The sequence below is a fragment of the Rhizobium esperanzae genome, assembly GCF_014197615.1.
Taxonomy (GTDB): domain Bacteria; phylum Pseudomonadota; class Alphaproteobacteria; order Rhizobiales; family Rhizobiaceae; genus Rhizobium; species Rhizobium esperanzae_A.
In genome coordinates this window covers 54,754-71,550 of the sequence record NZ_JACIFY010000021.1, presented here as the reverse complement: position 1 = coordinate 71,550, position 16,797 = coordinate 54,754, and the positions used below count along the sequence as shown (strand labels likewise).

Here is a 16,797-nt window from a genome sequence, read left to right as displayed (position 1 = left end):
CCGGATATATAGCAATCAGCCGAGAATATTCCTATTCCTCGGCAACATAGCGCCGCTCGTGGCGTAGACCCATGCTGGTCAGGATCTCGTAGCCGATCGTGCCGGCGGCCCGCGCCACGTCGTCAAGCGCCACGTTCTTCCCGAACAGCTCGACATAGTCGCCGGCGCGCACGGCGTTCTCGGGCAAATCGGTGATATCGAAGATCGTCAGGTCCATGGTGATCCGGCCGGCGACCGGCACCTTGTGTCCGGCGATGAAGCCTTGTCCACCTTGCGGTACCACCTGGCGCAGCGGCACGCCGCCGCTCGACTGGCTGCGCATGTAGCCGTCGGCATAACCGGCCGAAACGATCGCCAGCCGGCTGTCGCGGCGAAGCTGCAGCGCCCTTCCATAGCTGACGGTCTCGCCGGCCTCGACGCTGCGCACCTGGATGATGCGGGCTTCAGCCGTTGCGACCGGCCGCATCGGGTTTGCCATGCCGCAGACCGCTTCGCCGCCATAAAGCGCAATGCCCGGCCGCGTCAGGTCGAAGTGATAATCCTCGCCGAGAAAGATGCCGGCCGAAGCGGCAAGACTTGAATCGATGCCTTCATAGGCGGCGCTAACCCTGCGGAATGATTCGAGCTGCCGCCGGTTCATCGCATGGCTGGGATCGTCGCCGCAGGCAAGATGGCTCATGACGAGCACCGGCGCGAAACTCGCCGGCCGCGAGACGTCGTCGGCGAGCGCGATCGCATCGTCCATGTGCAGCCCCAGCCGATTGAAGCCGGTATCGACATGCAGCGCGCAGGGGTAGTCGCCGTAATCGGCAAGCACGGCCATCCAGAAGGCAAGCTGCTCGTCGGAGGAAATCACCGGCACCAGATCATTGTCGAAGAAGCGCCGCTCGGTGCCTGGCCATATGCCTGACAGCACGAAGATGCGGGCATCCGGCGCATAGAGGCGAAGTGTCACGCCTTCGTCGACGGTCGCAACGAAGAAGTCGCGGGCGCCTGCCATATAGAGCGCTTCGCCGGCATCCTCGATGCCCATGCCATAGGCATCCGCCTTGACGACGGCCGCAGCACGCGCCGCACCGGAGCGGCGCGCCATGTCGCGCCAGTTTTCCGTCAAGGCCGCCAGGTCGACGGTCAGCCGCAGGCCTGCGGATGCAAAAAGATCGTCGTCTTCGAAGGGAATAGGAAAATCTGTCATGAATCGCCGTGAAAGAGTGGAAGGAAACCGCTTGGGACCAGTCTAGAGAGCATTGCGGTCAAGGGAAAGCGCAGGCAGCCACATACCACTCTTTGCTTCTTGCACGATCACTTTTGTTCAAGACGCATGCTGGCTTCGGCGTTAATCTAACCGGATGCACAACGTATCGCAGAAAGAGGCGGCAGACGCCATGCCGCTTGCCAACGTGGAAACGGCCCGCTTCTGGCGGGATGGCCGCTTCCGCGATATGGAGTGCCTGAGCGCCACTTTCCTGACGCACGAATACGCGCCGCACGCACACGATACGTTCAGCATCGGCGCGATCGAAAGCGGCACTCAGATCGCTACTCTCAGCGGCAGGAAAGAGGAAACCGGCCCGGGTGATTTTTATCTCATCGATCCCGGCGTCGTTCATGACGGCACGCCCGGCGGCGAAGGCTACCGCTATCGCATGATCTATCCGGATACCAAGCTGTTCGTCGATATTCTGGAAGATGTCACGGGCAAAGCCTTCCACGCGACGCCGTCTTTCTCCAGTGCGCTTCCGCGCGATCCGCAACTTGCCAATGCGTTTCATGCCGCCCACCGCACGCTCGAAAGGGGAGCAGGCGCGCTGGAGGCCGATGAAAGCATGTTCTCGGTGCTGGCGGCGATCTTCGCGCGCCACGGCAGCACGATCGTCGTGCCTGTCGATACGCAGGAACGAAGCGCGGTCGCCCGCGCCCGCGAATATCTCATCGAGAATTTCGACAGCGATGTCGGCCTCGAGGAACTGGCCGGCGTGGCGGGATTGAGCCGCGCTCACCTCATCCGCGCCTTCCGCAAGGAATATCACATCACCCCGCATGCCTTCCTCACCGATCGGCGCGTGCAGGTGGCCCGCCGCCTGCTGCGGCAGGGGCGCATGCCGGCCGACATCGCGCTCGAATGCGGTTTTGCCGATCAGGCGCATTTCACCCGGCACTTCAAGGCGCGCACGGGCGTAACCCCCGGCCAATTCCGCACCGGCTGATCACTTTCGTTCAATACAGCCATGGCGGGCTGGGCTAACCCTCCGCGATCTTGATCAGGAGGTTGCCATGTTGCAGCACAGCCGGCCATCCGGTGAATTTTCTATCGGCGAATTTCTTGCCGGAATGCGCGCCATCTTTCCGCTTGTCGTCGCTGTCTTGCCGATCGGTCTCGTCTTCGGCGCGGTCGCGGCCACCAAGGGCCTTTCGCCGCTGGAAACGACGCTGATGAGCGCACTTGTCTTTGCGGGCGGCTCGCAATTCGTGGCGATGGACATCTGGACGCATCCGGCAAGCTGGATCGGTATTGGCTTCGCCGCCCTGCTGGTCAATATCCGCCACGTGCTGATGAGCGCGTCGATCGGCACGAAAATGCAGTCCTTCCCCGGCATCAAACGCTATATCGCCATGCTCTTCCTCGCCGACGAGCTCTGGGCCATGGCGGAATTCCGCGCCGGTAGCACACGGCTGACACCCGCCTGGTATGCCGGCATCGTCGCGCCGTTCTACCTCACCTGGGTCGGCTCGTCGCTGACGGGCGCTCTGCTCGGCGCCTTTCTCGGCAATCCTGCCGTCATCGGCCTCGACTTCGCCTTTCCGGCGGTTTTCGTCGTGCTCGTCATGGGCTTCTGGAAAGGCCCGGAAACCGGCGCCGTCCTCGCGGCAAGCGGTGCCGCCTCCGTTGCGGTTCATCACTTCGTCCCCGGGGTCTGGTATATCGCCGCCGGTGCGCTGGCCGGGCTGGCAATGGCCCTCTGGCAGGGCAGGGCGCGGGAGCAAGCGGCATGACGCTCGACTTCAACACCCTTATCGCCATCCTCGCGATGGCTGCCGCAACGGTCTTCACCCGCGTTAGCGGCCTCGTGTTGATCCGTTACATAGAGATGGACGAGCGGCGGAGAACGGCGATCGAAGCCATTCCGCCGGCCGTGCTGATGGCCGTCATCGCCCCAACCGCCTTTGCGGTCGGTTGGGCGGAGACGCTGGCCTGCGCGGTAACCGCCATCGCTGCACGCCGCCTGCCGATGCTTGCAAGCGTCGTGGTTGGCGTGACGACGGTTGCGCTGTTGCGGGCCGTTGGGCTCTAAGGGAAATCGACGCGGGAAACCGCGTCAATGTTCCTCGTAATGGGTGAAGGAGGGATCGGCGAGATCGGCGAAGCGGGTGAATTCCGACTGGAAGGCGAGCTTCACCGTGCCCGTCGGCCCATGGCGCTGCTTGGCGATGATGACGTCGGCCGTGCCCTTCACCTTGTCGAACAGCGCTTCCCATTCCGGATATTTCGGATCCTGGATGTCGCGCGGCTCCGAATTTTTGACGTAGTATTCCTCGCGGAACACGAAGAGCACGACGTCGGCGTCCTGCTCGATCGAGCCGGATTCGCGAAGGTCGGAAAGCTGCGGCCGCTTGTCGTCGCGGCTTTCGACCTGACGCGAAAGCTGCGAGAGCGCGATGATCGGAACGTTGAGCTCCTTGCCGAGTGCTTTGAGGCCCGTGGTGATCTGGGTGATTTCCTGCACACGGTTGTCGCTTGACTTGCCCGAGCCGGTCATCAGCTGGATGTAGTCGACCACAAGCACGTCAAGGCCGCGCTGACGCTTGAGACGGCGCGCGCGCGCCGAAAGCTGGGCGATCGAGATACCGCCGGTCTGGTCGATATAGAGCGGCACCTTCTGCATCATCATCGAGCAGGCGACCAGCTTTTCGAAATCGGCATCGTTGATGTCGCCGCGGCGGATCTTCGAGGACGAGACTTCCGTCTGCTCGGAGATGATACGGGTGGCGAGCTGTTCGGACGACATTTCTAGCGAATAGAAGCCGACGACGCCGCCGTTTTTCGCCTTTGTCGAGCCATCTGCCTGAATGTCGGGCTCGTAGGCGGCGGCGATATTGTAGGCGATGTTCGTGGCAAGCGAGGTCTTGCCCATGCCGGGGCGTCCGGCCAGCACGATCAAGTCCGAACGCTGCAGGCCGCCCATCTTGGAATCCAGTGAATGGATGCCGGTGGAAATGCCGGAAAGCCCGCCGTCACGTTCCTTGGCGACGGCCGCCATGTCGATCGCCAGCGCCACCGCATCGTTGAAGGCCTGGAAACCGCCGTCGTAGCGGCCGTTTTCGGCGAGCTCGAAAAGGCGGCGTTCCGTATCCTCGATCTGCGACTGCGGCGGCATGTCGAGCGGCGCGTCATAGGCGATGTTGACGACGTCTTCGCCGATGGTGATCAGCGCCCGGCGCAGCGCCAGATCGTAGATCGCCCGGCCGTAATCCTCGGCATTGATGACCGTGACGGCATTGCTGACGAGGCTTGCCAGATATTGCGAAACCGTCATGTCGCCGACCTTCTCGTCGGCCTTCAGGAAGGTCTTGATCGTCACCGGATTGGCGATCTTGCCCATGCGGATGATATCGCCGGCAACCTCGAAAATCTTCCGGTGCAGCGGCTCATAGAGATGGATCGGCTTGAGGAAGTCGGACACCCGGTAATAGGCGTCGTTGTTCATCAGGATCGCACCCAGAAGCGCCTGCTCGGCTTCGATATTGTTGGGTGCTTCGCGATAGTGCTGCTCCGACGGAGCAACGGCTGCAATCTTTCGAGCGGCGTCGTTCATCATCATCCGTTCTGTCTTTTTCCAGTTCCGGATTTGCAATTCCGGACGCGAAAATCAAGAGGCTGCGAAAGGAGCGGCGGCTCGCTTCGGTTAAATCCTGAACGCTGTGCACGTTGTTCGACTTCTCCACAGTCCTGGGCGACACAGTGGAGAAATACTGGCAGTGTCACCCGCACGACACGGTATGGCGCCGACTCAGCCCATCCGTTTCGGAGAACACTATTTTACCGCGACGCGACAAAGCTCGCAGCAAAAACATCCTGAAAATCCCCAACGAAAAAGCCCGGCACGATGGCCGGGCTTTCTGTCGCGGATCGCTCCGACGAGAATTATGCTTCGTCTTCGTCGATGCCGTCGGCTTCCGGATCGAAGAAATCCTCAGGACGCAGCGCGTCTTCGTCAACGCCGTAGATCGCGTCGACCGAGGTGAGCTCTTCGCCCTTTGCCTGGCGCTCTGCCTCTTCGGCGGAGCGGGCAACGTTCAGCTCGACGTGGATTTCGACTTCGGCATGCAGCTGCAGCTCGACCTTGTGCAGGCCGATCGCCTTGATCGGCGTGTTCAGGTGAACCTGGTTGCGGCCGATGTTGAAGCCTTCGGCGGCGAGAATCTCGACGACGTCACGGGCAGCGACCGAACCGTAGAGCTGGCCGGTTTCGCCGGCGGAGCGAACGACGATGAAGGACTTGCCGTCGAGAACGTCGGCAACCTTCTGGGCTTCCGATTTGCGCTCGAGGTTGCGGGCTTCGAGCGTTGCGCGCTCGGATTCGAAGCGGGCCTTGTTGGCGGCGTTGGCGCGCAGCGCCTTGCCGAGCGGCAGCAGGTAGTTACGGGCAAAGCCGTCGCGAACCTTTACGGTTTCGCCCATCTGGCCGAGCTTGGAGATGCGTTCGAGAAGAATGACGTCCATTTTCTTTACCTTTCTTGTGTCTCAGATTTTCGTATCGGTTTGTTTGGGGGCATCGGCATCTTTCGTCGGGGTCAGCGCGATCGCTTTGCGCGTATCGCTGAGACCGAGAACGAGGATGAGGAAAGCGGGCAGCAGCATCAGCATCGATGCTAGGTAACTGAGGATGAGGGCCGGCAAACGCCAGTCCTTGCCGCGCGTGCGGAAATGCAGCGAGGCGAAGCCGGAGAGCATGAAGCCGGCGCCGAAAGTCCCCGTCACGGTCGCGCCGATCAGCGCCGGAACGCCGCCGAAGAAGCAGGCGGCAAGCCCGGCGAGGAAGATGAAGATCGAGTTGCGGTTCATGCGCAGCGACGAAGGAATGTCCTCGCGCGGGCGAAGGCCGAGGCCGGAGGCGGCGACGATGCGCACCGCAAAATAATAGGCGGCAAACAGCATGGAGACCCACATGCCGCCCTGCACGGCTGGCAGCATCAGCACGATCAGCGATTTGGTCTGCGCGGTCGCTGCCGGATCGGGCATGAAGTCCGGTTGCTGTTCCTTGACCGAGGCGATCAGCAGATCGACGATCTGATCGGTGACCGCAGGCCCGTAGCCGATCATCACGCCGATGACGATGACGGCGAGCGTCACCAGGCCGCAGAGATGCAGCAGAATATCTGACAGCGGGTACCAGGCAAGCAGATGGTCGGGGCCGCCGAGTTCGGAAGCGGGACGCGCGAGATTGGCGAGATGGCTGAGCCAGCCGGCCGGCAGCAGCGTCACCAGCGTCATGATCAGCGCAAAGGACGGCGACATGACGATCGCGCCGAGTGCTGCAGCCACGACGACCGCCGCGATCGCGGCGGCATTGCCCCAGCCGAGCCCGACGATCAGGATCGGCAGTGCCGAGGCCGTATAGAGAAGCGCGCTGAAAAACGACGGCTGCATGCTCGCCCCCAGCATCAGCAGGAAGGCGGTCAAGCCGGCGAGTGCGCCGATCAGCAGCGTTCTAATGTTCGGTCGTTTCAAGGTCGCTGTCCTGCTTCATCAAGCAGTTAGAGGATGTTGCTGAATCGAATTCAGAAACGTCTCAACATGGGTTTTAAGAGTTCCGATCCGCGCCCATCGCAGAAGGGAGAAGGGAAGGCACGAATGCCTTCCCTCATCAGTTGGTCACGTCGGCCGATCAGGCGACGACGTAAGGCAGCAGGCCGAGGAAACGGGCGCGCTTGATCGCCTGGGCGAGTTCGCGCTGCTTCTTCTGGGAAACGGCCGTGATGCGGGACGGAACGATCTTGCCGCGCTCGGAAATGTAGCGCTGCAGCAGGCGTACGTCCTTGTAGTCGATCCGCGGCGCATTGGCGCCGGAGAACGGGCAGGTCTTGCGGCGGCGATGGAACGGGCGGCGGACCGGAGCGGAGGAAGTTTCAGACATATCTCAGATCTCCCTTATGCACGGTCTTCGCGCGGACGGCGCGGACGGTCTTCACGGTCGCCGAAGCCACCTTCACGCGGCGGACGCGGGCCACGGTCGCCGAAGTCGCGGCGCGGGCCGCGGTCGCCACCTTCGCGCGGGCCGCGGTCGTCGCGGTCGCGCTTCTGCATCATGGCAGACGGGCCTTCTTCATGCTTCTCGACGGCGATGGTCATGTAGCGAAGAACGTCTTCGCTGATGCGCATCTGACGTTCCATTTCCTGGACGGCAGCAGCCGGTGCATCGATGTCCATCAGGGCGTAGTGCGCCTTGCGGTTCTTCTTGATGCGGTAGGTGAGGGACTTGAGGCCCCAGTTCTCGATACGCCCGACCTTACCGCCGTTAGCTTCGATCACACCCTTGTACTGTTCTACGAGGGCATCGACCTGCTGAGCGGAAATATCCTGCCGGGCAAGGAATACATGTTCATAAAGAGCCATGACAGCTTTGCCTTTCTTGCGTTTGGTTCAACCCGATATTCGGCGGCTAAGCCTCAACGACTGCTCCTGATTGGGCGGACCCAGGCAAGAAAGCGTTTTCCGAGACGGTCGAGAGCGGAGACACGAGAGGCTGGAACGCTTCCGTTCCGAACGATTTCCGCATGGAAACCGGCCCTCCGTTCAGCCACCAGCCAGAAGACCGGGTTAACGAACAGGGCGGCTTATACGGATTTTTCGGGCAAAGGCAAGCGCAATCGGACGCCGGAAACCGGATGTAAGCCAGTGGCCGAGCGTGATGCCGAAAACTGCGAGCGGTTTTGGGGCGACATCACGCTCTCACTGAATCAGCGTCGGGTATGCCTAAAGGAACAGAATTACAGCGTCAGCGGATACTGCCGGTGCACCTTGGCAATCTCCGTGAGCACCTCGTCCGAAAGCGTCAGGTCGGCCGCGCCGATATCGATTTTCAACTGCTCCATCGAGGTGGCACCGATGATGGCCGACGCCATGAAGGGCCTGGACAGGCAGAAGGCAAGCGCCATGGCCGCCGGGTCGAGGCCGAATTTGCGGGCGATCTGCAGATAGGCTTTGGTCGCCGGTTCCTGCAATGGCTGCAGGCGGCCGCCGATATCGGGGTTGATCGAGCCGCGCGACCCCTTCGGCCTGCCGCCGTCGACATATTTTCCGGTGAGGATGCCGCCGGCGAGGGGCGAATAGGCGAGCAGCCCGACATCCTCGTGATGCGAGAGTTCGGCGAGATCGAGGTCGAAATGGCGGTAGAGCAGATTGTATTCGTTCTGGACGCTGGCCACGCGCGGCAGGCTCTTCTGTTCCGATAGCGTCAGATATTTCTGGATGCCCCAGGTGGTTTCGTTGGAAAGGCCGATCGCCCGGATCTTACCTTCCTTCACCAGCGCGCCCAGCGTCTCCAGGATGTCGAGCATGTTGGCGACGGCCTTGTCGCGATCCTGATTGAAGGGATTGTAGCTCCAGTTCTGGCGGAAATGGAAATGGCCGCGGTTCGGCCAGTGGACCTGGTAGAGGTCGATATAATCGGTCTTCAGCCGCTTCAGGCTGGCTTCGAGCGCCAGGCGGATATTCTTCGCATCCGCGCCTTCGCCACCGCGTATATAGTCGCGGCCGCGGCCGGCGACCTTGGTGGCGAGCACGATATCTCCACGCTTGCCGGATTTGCCGAACCAGCTGCCGATATAGTCTTCGGTCCAGCCCTGCGTTTCGGCCGAAAGCGGGGTGGTCGGGTAGAGTTCGGCTGTATCGAAGAAGTTGACGCCCTTTTCGACGGCGTAATCCATCTGCGCATGCGCGTCGGTTTCGCTGTTCTGCGAGCCCCATGTCATGGTGCCAAGGCAAATCTCTGAAACGGAAATGTCGGTGCGGCCTAGTGTTTTGTACTTCATGAGAAAACCTTGAGAGAGGTGAAGCCTTGGGAGGGAGCTGAAGCCTTGGGAAGGATGGGGCAAATCTAGGCTCGATTTGGCGGAGCGCAAGAGCAAAAACCTGGCTTTTGCGCGTGTGCGAAAGGCTTTGCGCAGAACGGGCCGCCACTTGACTCTGCCGGAAAGAATGTCAATTGGAGGCAAAACAGCCTCAAGGGGCGCAATCAGGGGCAAGAGCCAGGGACATGAACATGACCATCGCTTTCACTTTTCCCGGTCAGGGCAGTCAGGCCGTCGGCATGGGCAAGGACTTGGCCGAGAATTTCGCCGAAGCCCGCGCCGTTTTCGACGAGGTCGATGAGGCGCTCGGTGAAAAGCTTTCCGACGTCATGTTCAACGGTCCCGAGGACACTTTGACCCTGACGGCCAACGCCCAGCCGGCGCTGATGGCCGTCTCGATCGCCGTTGTCCGCGTTCTCGAAGCCAAGGGGCTGGATCTGAAGTCCAAGGTCGCCTACGTCGCCGGCCACTCGCTCGGCGAATATTCGGCGCTCTGCGCCGCCGGCACCTTTTCGCTTGCCGATACCGCGCGGCTGCTGCGCATTCGCGGCAATGCCATGCAGGCGGCTGTGCCCGTCGGCGTCGGCGCCATGGCCGCGATCATCGGCCTCGAACATGCCGATGTCGTTGCCGTCTGCGAGGAAGCGGCCGCCACCGGCGCCTGTCAGATCGCCAACGATAATGGCGGCGGCCAGATCGTCATTTCGGGCGAGAAGGCAGCCGTCGAAAAAGCCGCCGGCCTTGCGACCGACAAGGGCGCCAAGCGCGCCATCCTGCTGCCGGTTTCCGCTCCCTTCCATTCCAAGCTAATGGCCCCTGCGGCCGAGGCCATGCGCGCGGCGCTGGCAACGGTTGCCAAGTCCGATCCCGTCGTGCCCCTGATCGCCAATGTCCGCGCGGCCCCGGTGACCGGCGCCAACGAGATCGCCGGCCTCCTGGTCGAGCAGGTGACCGGTCAGGTCCGCTGGCGCGAGACGGTGGAATGGTTCGCCGGCAATGGCGTGACGACGCTTTATGAACTCGGCTCCGGCAAGGTGCTGACCGGCCTTGCCCGCCGCATCGACAAGACGATCAACGGCATCTCCGTCAACGGTCCGGCGGATATCGACGCGGCCGTCGCCGCCCTCATGGCCTGATTGCTATCTCCAGATATAAGGAACGCTTCCATGCTCGATCTTTCCGGCCGCAAGGCTCTCGTCACCGGTGCATCGGGTGGTATCGGCGAAGAAATCGCCCGCCTTCTTCATAAGCAGGGCGCCATCGTCGGCCTGCACGGCACCCGCGTCGAGAAGCTGGAAGCGCTGGCGGCAGAACTCGGCGAGCGCGTCAAGATCTTCCCGGCAAACCTCTCCGACCGCGATGAGGTCAAGGCGCTCGGCCAGAAGGCCGAAGCCGAACTCGAGGGTGTCGATATCCTCGTCAACAATGCCGGCATCACCCGCGACGGCCTGTTCGTGCGGATGAGCGACGAGGATTGGGACGCGGTTCTCGAAGTGAACCTGACGTCGACCTTCCGCCTGACGCGCGAATTGACGCATCCGATGATGCGCCGCCGCTATGGCCGCATCATCAACATCACCTCCGTCGTCGGCGTCACCGGCAATCCGGGGCAGGCCAATTATTGCGCCTCCAAGGCCGGCATGATCGGCTTCACCAAGTCGCTGGCGCAGGAAATCGCCACCCGCAACGTGACGGTCAACTGCGTGGCGCCCGGCTTCATCGAAAGCGCCATGACCGGCAAGCTGAACGACAAGCAGAAGGAAGCGATCATGGGGGCGATCCCGATGAAGCGCATGGGCACGGGCGGCGAGGTTGCTTCGGCGGTCGCCTATCTCGCCTCCTCCGAGGCTGCCTATATGACGGGCCAGACGCTGCACGTAAACGGCGGCATGGCGATGATCTGAAACGACAAACCGCCGGCATGGGGATATTTCCGCCAATAGCATGTTGAGCAATCACGAACCGTTGATTTTCTGGCTTTGCGGCAGGCATAAAGCATGTTAAGCGGGCCAATGACTGTCAGCAGTCGTCCCGAGAAAGCAGACGGACCGGCGGGCTTTTCGCAAGCCTGGGACCTCTCTGAAGCCGGGTAAACGAGTTTGCCGAGGATGTCTGAAAGCATCGCAGGCTGAAACAGGGTAGGGGTGCCGCAACGGCATTCCGATCAGGACATAAGGTCGAGGAAACCGACATGAGCGATATCGCAGAACGCGTAAAGAAAATTGTTATTGATCATCTTGGCGTCGATGCCGACAAGGTCGTCGAGAGCGCCAGCTTTATCGACGATCTGGGCGCTGACTCGCTCGACACGGTCGAACTGGTCATGGCTTTCGAAGAAGAATTCGGCGTTGAAATTCCTGACGACGCTGCTGACTCGATCCTGACGGTCGGCGATGCCGTGAAGTTTATCGAGAAGGCCCAGGCCTGATCCTGTGATTTTGAGAAAGGGCGGGCCAGGAGTCCGCCCTTTTCTTTTCGGCATATTTCTCCATAGAACATAAGAGACGGGGGGAAGCACGCGATGAGACGTGTCGTCATCACAGGTACCGGCATGGTGTCACCCTTGGGATGCGGAACCGAGGTGACGTGGTCCCGGCTGCTTGCCGGCCAGAACGGCGCCCGCCTCGTCACCGAGTTCGAGGTCGACGACCTCCCCGCCAAGATCGCCTGCCGCATTCCGATCGGCGACGGCACCGACGGCACCTTCAATGTCGATCAGTGGATGGAGCCGAAAGAGCAGCGCAAGGTCGACCCCTTTATCATCTACGGCATGGCCGCCGCCGACATGGCGCTCGCCGATGCCGGCTGGCATCCCGAGACCGATGAGGACCAGATCGCCACCGGCGTGCTGATCGGCTCCGGCATCGGCGGCATCGAAGGCATTGTCGAGGCAGGTTACACCCTGCGCGACAAGGGCCCGCGCCGCATCTCCCCCTTCTTCATTCCCGGCCGCCTGATCAATCTCGTCTCCGGCCAGGTCTCGATCCGCCACAAGCTGCGCGGACCCAATCATTCGGTCGTCACCGCCTGCTCGACAGGCGCGCATGCGATCGGCGACGCCGCGCGGCTGATCGCGCTGGGCGATGCCGACGTCATGGTCGCCGGCGGTACGGAATCCCCCGTCAGCCGCATTTCGCTCGCCGGTTTTGCCGCCTGCAAGGCGCTGTCGACCCAGCACAACGACGATCCGCAGAAGGCTTCGCGCCCCTATGACCGCGACCGCGACGGCTTCGTCATGGGCGAGGGCGCCGGCATCGTCGTGCTCGAGGAACTGGAACACGCCAAGGCTCGCGGCGCCAAGATCTACGCGGAAATCGTCGGCTACGGCCTGTCGGGCGACGCCTATCACATCACCGCGCCCTCCGAAGACGGCGAGGGCGCCGGCCGCTGCATGGCGATGGCGCTGAGGCGCGCCGGGCTGACGCCGGCCGATATCGATTACATCAACGCCCACGGCACCTCGACCATGGCCGACACGATCGAACTCGGCGCTGTCGAGCGGCTGGTCGGCAATGCGGCGTCGAAGATCTCCATGTCCTCGACCAAGTCGGCGACCGGACATCTTCTCGGTGCTGCCGGTGCGATCGAGGCGATCTTCACCACGCTCGCCATCCGCGACAATGTCGCGCCGCCGACGCTCAATCTCGACAATCCCGAACGCGAGACGGCGATCGATCTTGTTCCGCACAAGGCGCGTGAGCGAGAAATCAATGTGGCGCTGTCCAACTCGTTCGGGTTCGGCGGCACGAACGCGTCACTCCTCCTGCGCCGTTACGCGCAATAAAAAGTCCTGCGCGGCGTAACGGGTGTCCCTTACGCCGCAACGGCCGGTTCCCTGTGTTGCGTCGCGTGGGCGTGCGGGAGCATAACGACCGGCGACGGCGCCGTTGAACGGCGGCAGAACCTGCTTTTGCCGCATTGCTTCGCGAAATAGCGAAGTGAGGGTCAAGTTTTAGAGGATTGCCGGTGAGCGATACGACGAACCAGAGCAACGAGACGCAAGGACAGAAGGGACCGATCATCCCGAAGTCGCCGAGCGAAGCCCTGCGTCCGGAGCGTGTTCCGGAACCGCCGAAACGGTCCAAGAAAGCCCGCGGGCAGGTCGTTCTTTTCCTGAACTTCATCATGACGATGGCGGTTCTGGTCTGCGTTGTCGCCATTATCGGCTTCTACTATGCCACATCGACCTATCGGAACCCCGGTCCGCTGCAGACCAACACCAATTTCATCATCCGCAATGGCGCTGGTCTGGCCGAAATCGCCTCGAACCTCGAGCGCAACGCGATCATCAGCGATGCCCGCATCTTCCGCTATCTCACCGCAACGCATCTTTCTGCCGGCGAGAGCCTGAAGGCCGGTGAATACGAGATCAAGGCCAGAGCTTCCATGAGCGATATCATGGAGCTCCTGAAATCGGGCAAATCAATTCTCTATTCCGTTTCCTTCCCTGAGGGCCTGACGGTCCGCCAGATGTTCAACCGCATGCTGGAGGATAAGGTGCTGGAAGGCGATCTGCCGGCCGCCCTTCCGGCCGAGGGCAGCCTGCGCCCGGATACCTACAAGTTCTCCCGCGGCACCAAGCGTTCGGAAATCATCCAGCAGATGGCGGCGGCCCAGCAGAAGATCGTCGATCAGATCTGGGACAAGCGCGACTCTTCGCTGCCGCTGCGCTCCAAGGAAGAATTCGTGACGCTCGCCTCGATCGTCGAAAAGGAAACCGGCGTTGCCGACGAACGTGCCCATGTCGCTTCCGTTTTCCTCAACCGGCTCGGCAAAGGCATGCGCCTGCAGTCCGATCCGACCATTATTTATGGTCTCTTCGGCGGCGACGGCAAACCGGCCGACCGTCCGATCTACCAGTCGGATCTGAAGCGGGACACGCCATACAACACCTATGTCATCAAGGGTCTGCCGCCGACGCCGATCGCCAATCCCGGCAAGGATGCGCTCGAAGCCGTCGCCAATCCCTGGAAGACGCAGGACCTTTATTTCGTTGCTGACGGCACCGGCGGTCATGTCTTTGCCGCTACGCTCGAGGAGCACAATGCCAACGTCAAGCGCTGGCGCAAGCTCGAAGCCGACAAGGGCTCCGACCCGAACATCGCAGTCGACGGCCAGCCGGAAGAACAGCCGGCAGATAGTGGCGCGACCGTCGTGCCGCCGAAGAAAAAGAAGATCAACTGATACTTTCTGGAGGCTCGCATGGCTTTGCAGTCCATGACCGGTTTTGCGCGGCGCGAGGGAACGAGCGGCCGCTGGCGCTGGGCATGGGAGTTGCGCTCGGTCAACGGCAAGGGCCTCGACCTGCGGCTGCGCCTGCCGCCCGGCCTCGAACGCATGGAGGCAGAGGTGCGCCGCCTGGCCGGCGAAAGTTTCAGCCGCGGCAATCTGCAGGCATCCTTATCCGTCACCGCCGACGAGAACCGCTTCGAAGCCGTGCTCAACAGGCAGGCACTCGCCGCCGTGCTTGCCATGCGCGAGCAATTGGACGGTATCATCGATCCGTCGCCGCTGAAGCTCGATACGCTGCTTCTGGTGCGTGGGATCGTCGAATTCCGCGAAGGGGAGGACGGCGAAGAGGCGCTCGCCGCCCGTGACGCCGATATCGCTGCCGGCCTGCTGGCAGCACTTTCCGATCTGAGAGCGATGCGGGAACAGGAAGGCTCGGCGCTGACCCGCATTCTGCACGACCATGTCACGACGATCGAAGGCCTGACACGGGCGATCGAGGCCGATCCTTCGCGTTCGCCGCAGGAGATCGCTGCGCGGCTTGCCGCGCAGGTTGCCGCGTTGATGGACGGCATGGCCGCGCTCGACCGCGACAGGCTGCATGCCGAAGCCGCATTGCTGGCGACCAAAGCGGATCTGCGCGAGGAAATCGATCGTCTGAAGGCGCACGTCGCCGCAGCGCGCGATCTCCTGGTGAAAGATGGCCCGGCCGGCCGCCGGCTGGACTTCCTTGCACAGGAATTTAACCGCGAATCGAATACCATCTGCTCGAAGTCGAATGCCTCGGCGGTCACCGCTGCCGGCATCGAGTTGAAAGTCGTCATCGACCAGTTCCGCGAGCAGGTCCAGAATTTGGAGTAAGACATGAAACCGGCGAAATCCTCGCCCGTGCAGATCGCCCGCCGCGGTCTGATGCTCGTCATCTCGTCGCCGTCCGGCGCCGGCAAGTCCACTATCGCGCGCACGCTGCTGGAGAAGGACAGGCAAATCGGCCTCTCCGTCAGCGTCACCACGCGCCAGCGCCGCCCGAGCGAAATCGAGGACGTGCATTACCACTTCAAGAGCGTGCGCGAGTTCGAGCGGATGCGCGACAGCGACGCGCTGCTCGAATGGGCCGAGGTGCATGGCAATTTCTACGGCACGCCGCGCGAACCGGTCGAGCAGGCCATGGCCGAAGGCCGTGACATGCTGTTCGATATCGACTGGCAGGGTGCCCAGCAATTGCAGGAGAAGATGTCGGCCGACGTGGTTTCGATCTTCGTGCTGCCGCCGACCATGACCGAGCTGCAGTCGCGGCTGCACCGCCGTGCCGAGGATTCCGAGGAGGTCATCCAGACGCGCCTCGCCAACAGCCGCGCCGAGATCGCCCACTGGCGCGAATACGACTACGTCATCGTCAACGACGACCTCAACGCCGCCTTCGACGCCGTCCAGTCGATCGTCAAGGCAGAACGCCTGCGTCGCGACCGCCGCCACGGCATGTTCGACTTCGTCCGCGAATTGCTGGAAGAGACGCCGTCGCTCTAGAGCAATTCCAGCAAAAGTGTGAAGCGGTTTTGCGTCAGGAATTGCGTAAAAACAAAGAGATAGAGCATTTTCGCGATTCGAAGAAAAGCGGAAATGCTTTAGCGAGTTGATTGCGCGGATTCGTGCCCTGGTCGAGGCTGCGCTAGCGGCCTTTGCACTTAGTGCGCGGTGTAGGCCCCATCGACCGCATGGTAGCTACCTGTGATGAAACTCGCCTGCTCGGAGAGAAGGAAGCAGACGAGGGCTGCAACCTCCTCGGGTTTGCCGCGCCGGCCCATCGGTTGGAGGGACTCGATTTTTTTCTGCATCGGAAGTTCCTGTTGTTCTGTCAGCAACGGCGTTTCGATCCAGCCCGGCCCGACAACGTTCAGGCGGATTCCAAACCTGGCATATTCAAGGGCTGCGGCTTTTGTCAGTCCGAGTACGCCGTGTTTGGCGGCTGTGTAAGCTGATGTTAACGGTAAGCCAACAGCGCCTAAAATGGATGAAACGTTGACAATTGCTCCGCCGCCGCGTGCCATCATCGCTGCGATCTCGCTTTTCATGCAGTAAAAAACCCCATCGAGATTGACTTTGATCACCCGATGCCACTCATCGATCGGATAGTCTCTCGTCGCTTTATGCGGGCCGCGAATTCCCGCGTTGTTGACGGCCAGATTGATCCCTCCGCATTCCACTTCAGCGAAGGCGATCAATTGCTCCACCGAAACGGGGTCGGTGACGTCGGCAAAGAAGGGGAAAGCGATGCCACCTTCCAAGCGAATCTCTTGTGCAACGCGGTTTGCCCCAGCCAGGTTGATATCGGCGATCACCACGCCCACACCTTCGCCGCCAAGCTGTCGGCATATTGCGGCCCCTATTCCTGAAGCTCCGCCGGTCACAACCGCAATCTTTCCCTGAAGGCCAAGTTTCATTCGCTGGTCCTTGTCACCGCAACGTGAGGCTCATCGCACTTCCTTGATAAGATAA

18 protein-coding genes are annotated in these 16,797 nt (G+C 61.8%); 10 read left to right on the top strand and 8 right to left on the bottom strand.

Annotated elements, in window-relative coordinates:
• Positions 1–31: 31 nt before the first annotated feature.
• On the bottom strand, positions 32–1,195 hold the full coding sequence (gene alr / locus GGD57_RS24390) for an alanine racemase (protein ID WP_184472790.1): 1,164 nt from the start codon (positions 1,193–1,195) through the stop codon (positions 32–34).
• A gap of 190 nt (positions 1,196–1,385) precedes the next feature.
• On the opposite strand from alr, the gene GGD57_RS24385 reads away from it, so the two are divergent.
• The 3 genes from GGD57_RS24385 to GGD57_RS24375 all read left to right on the top strand — a co-directional run bounded on the left by GGD57_RS24385 (position 1,386) and on the right by GGD57_RS24375 (position 3,293).
• Positions 1,386–2,207: a helix-turn-helix transcriptional regulator gene (locus GGD57_RS24385; RefSeq protein WP_085736756.1), complete on the top strand. Its 822-nt coding sequence runs from the start codon at positions 1,386–1,388 to the stop codon at positions 2,205–2,207.
• A 67-nt stretch (positions 2,208–2,274) separates the two neighbouring features.
• A complete protein-coding gene (locus tag GGD57_RS24380) occupies positions 2,275–2,994 on the top strand; it encodes an AzlC family ABC transporter permease (protein WP_184472789.1) in 720 nt (239 codons plus the stop codon).
• A complete protein-coding gene (locus GGD57_RS24375) occupies positions 2,991–3,293 on the top strand; it encodes an AzlD family protein (protein ID WP_184472788.1) in 303 nt (100 codons plus the stop codon). The genes GGD57_RS24380 and GGD57_RS24375 overlap by 4 nt, the downstream gene beginning before the upstream one ends.
• Before the next feature lie 24 nt (positions 3,294–3,317).
• On the opposite strand, the gene GGD57_RS24370 is transcribed toward GGD57_RS24375, so the two are convergent.
• From GGD57_RS24370 to GGD57_RS24345, 6 genes are all read right to left on the bottom strand, one after another.
• Entirely contained in the window at positions 3,318–4,814 is a 1,497-nt protein-coding gene (locus GGD57_RS24370) for a replicative DNA helicase (RefSeq protein WP_184472841.1), read from the bottom strand.
• Positions 4,815–5,143: 329 nt separating this feature from the next.
• On the bottom strand, positions 5,144–5,722 hold the full coding sequence (rplI, locus tag GGD57_RS24365; RefSeq protein WP_085736759.1) for a 50S ribosomal protein L9: 579 nt from the start codon (positions 5,720–5,722) through the stop codon (positions 5,144–5,146).
• Positions 5,723–5,743: 21 nt separating this feature from the next.
• Complete coding sequence (locus tag GGD57_RS24360) at positions 5,744–6,664, bottom strand: DUF2232 domain-containing protein (RefSeq protein WP_432443400.1); 921 nt, start codon at positions 6,662–6,664, stop codon at positions 5,744–5,746.
• Positions 6,665–6,887: 223 nt separating this feature from the next.
• The gene (gene rpsR / locus GGD57_RS24355; RefSeq protein ID WP_003547038.1) at positions 6,888–7,136 is read right to left on the bottom strand and encodes a 30S ribosomal protein S18; all 249 of its coding nucleotides are present in this window, start codon (positions 7,134–7,136) and stop codon (positions 6,888–6,890) included.
• A 14-nt stretch (positions 7,137–7,150) separates the two neighbouring features.
• Complete coding sequence (gene rpsF / locus GGD57_RS24350) at positions 7,151–7,615, bottom strand: 30S ribosomal protein S6 (RefSeq protein WP_184472786.1); 465 nt, start codon at positions 7,613–7,615, stop codon at positions 7,151–7,153.
• Between the two features lie 374 nt (positions 7,616–7,989).
• Positions 7,990–9,033, bottom strand: coding sequence for an aldo/keto reductase (locus tag GGD57_RS24345; RefSeq protein WP_184472785.1), 1,044 nt, complete (start codon positions 9,031–9,033; stop codon positions 7,990–7,992).
• Positions 9,034–9,263: 230 nt separating this feature from the next.
• On the opposite strand from GGD57_RS24345, the gene fabD reads away from it, so the two are divergent.
• The 7 genes from fabD (at position 9,264) to gmk (ending at position 15,828) form a co-directional block, all read left to right on the top strand.
• Positions 9,264–10,208 (top strand): ACP S-malonyltransferase, encoded by a 945-nt coding sequence (gene fabD, locus GGD57_RS24340; RefSeq protein ID WP_184472784.1) that lies wholly within the window; start codon positions 9,264–9,266, stop codon positions 10,206–10,208.
• A 30-nt stretch (positions 10,209–10,238) separates the two neighbouring features.
• Positions 10,239–10,976 carry a 3-oxoacyl-[acyl-carrier-protein] reductase gene (gene fabG, locus GGD57_RS24335; protein ID WP_039618906.1) on the top strand — a complete coding sequence of 246 codons (738 nt, stop codon included), beginning with the start codon at positions 10,239–10,241 and terminating at the stop codon, positions 10,974–10,976.
• A gap of 287 nt (positions 10,977–11,263) precedes the next feature.
• The gene (locus tag GGD57_RS24330; RefSeq protein WP_003547058.1) at positions 11,264–11,500 is read left to right on the top strand and encodes an acyl carrier protein; all 237 of its coding nucleotides are present in this window, start codon (positions 11,264–11,266) and stop codon (positions 11,498–11,500) included.
• A gap of 93 nt (positions 11,501–11,593) precedes the next feature.
• A complete protein-coding gene (gene fabF / locus GGD57_RS24325; RefSeq protein ID WP_184472783.1) occupies positions 11,594–12,856 on the top strand; it encodes a beta-ketoacyl-ACP synthase II in 1,263 nt (420 codons plus the stop codon).
• Positions 12,857–13,038: 182 nt separating this feature from the next.
• The gene (gene mltG / locus GGD57_RS24320; protein WP_085738889.1) at positions 13,039–14,256 is read left to right on the top strand and encodes an endolytic transglycosylase MltG; all 1,218 of its coding nucleotides are present in this window, start codon (positions 13,039–13,041) and stop codon (positions 14,254–14,256) included.
• Between the two features lie 18 nt (positions 14,257–14,274).
• Positions 14,275–15,162 carry a YicC/YloC family endoribonuclease gene (locus GGD57_RS24315; RefSeq protein ID WP_184472782.1) on the top strand — a complete coding sequence of 296 codons (888 nt, stop codon included), beginning with the start codon at positions 14,275–14,277 and terminating at the stop codon, positions 15,160–15,162.
• 3 nt (positions 15,163–15,165) lie between these two features.
• Entirely contained in the window at positions 15,166–15,828 is a 663-nt protein-coding gene (gene gmk / locus GGD57_RS24310) for a guanylate kinase (protein WP_085736765.1), read from the top strand.
• A gap of 158 nt (positions 15,829–15,986) precedes the next feature.
• Here the strand turns inward: gmk and GGD57_RS24305 are convergent, their stop codons facing one another.
• Positions 15,987–16,742 carry an SDR family NAD(P)-dependent oxidoreductase gene (locus GGD57_RS24305; RefSeq protein ID WP_184472781.1) on the bottom strand — a complete coding sequence of 252 codons (756 nt, stop codon included), beginning with the start codon at positions 16,740–16,742 and terminating at the stop codon, positions 15,987–15,989.
• Between the last annotated feature and the right edge of the window lie 55 nt (positions 16,743–16,797).

Coding starts and splice junctions, on each gene's coding strand:
- GGD57_RS24345 (WP_184472785.1), bottom strand. CDS start 9,033: ATGAAGTACAAAACACTAGGCCGCACCGACATTTCCGTTTCAGAGATT.
- gmk (WP_085736765.1), top strand. CDS start 15,166: ATGAAACCGGCGAAATCCTCGCCCGTGCAGATCGCCCGCCGCGGTCTG.
- GGD57_RS24360 (WP_432443400.1), bottom strand. CDS start 6,664: ATGCTGGGGGCGAGCATGCAGCCGTCGTTTTTCAGCGCGCTTCTCTAT.
- GGD57_RS24370 (WP_184472841.1), bottom strand. CDS start 4,814: ATGAACGACGCCGCTCGAAAGATTGCAGCCGTTGCTCCGTCGGAGCAG.
- GGD57_RS24330 (WP_003547058.1), top strand. CDS start 11,264: ATGAGCGATATCGCAGAACGCGTAAAGAAAATTGTTATTGATCATCTT.
- fabG (WP_039618906.1), top strand. CDS start 10,239: ATGCTCGATCTTTCCGGCCGCAAGGCTCTCGTCACCGGTGCATCGGGT.
- GGD57_RS24315 (WP_184472782.1), top strand. CDS start 14,275: ATGGCTTTGCAGTCCATGACCGGTTTTGCGCGGCGCGAGGGAACGAGC.
- rpsF (WP_184472786.1), bottom strand. CDS start 7,615: ATGGCTCTTTATGAACATGTATTCCTTGCCCGGCAGGATATTTCCGCT.
- fabD (WP_184472784.1), top strand. CDS start 9,264: ATGACCATCGCTTTCACTTTTCCCGGTCAGGGCAGTCAGGCCGTCGGC.
- rplI (WP_085736759.1), bottom strand. CDS start 5,722: ATGGACGTCATTCTTCTCGAACGCATCTCCAAGCTCGGCCAGATGGGC.
- GGD57_RS24375 (WP_184472788.1), top strand. CDS start 2,991: ATGACGCTCGACTTCAACACCCTTATCGCCATCCTCGCGATGGCTGCC.
- rpsR (WP_003547038.1), bottom strand. CDS start 7,136: ATGTCTGAAACTTCCTCCGCTCCGGTCCGCCGCCCGTTCCATCGCCGC.
- GGD57_RS24385 (WP_085736756.1), top strand. CDS start 1,386: ATGCCGCTTGCCAACGTGGAAACGGCCCGCTTCTGGCGGGATGGCCGC.
- fabF (WP_184472783.1), top strand. CDS start 11,594: ATGAGACGTGTCGTCATCACAGGTACCGGCATGGTGTCACCCTTGGGA.
- GGD57_RS24305 (WP_184472781.1), bottom strand. CDS start 16,742: ATGAAACTTGGCCTTCAGGGAAAGATTGCGGTTGTGACCGGCGGAGCT.
- GGD57_RS24380 (WP_184472789.1), top strand. CDS start 2,275: ATGTTGCAGCACAGCCGGCCATCCGGTGAATTTTCTATCGGCGAATTT.
- alr (WP_184472790.1), bottom strand. CDS start 1,195: ATGACAGATTTTCCTATTCCCTTCGAAGACGACGATCTTTTTGCATCC.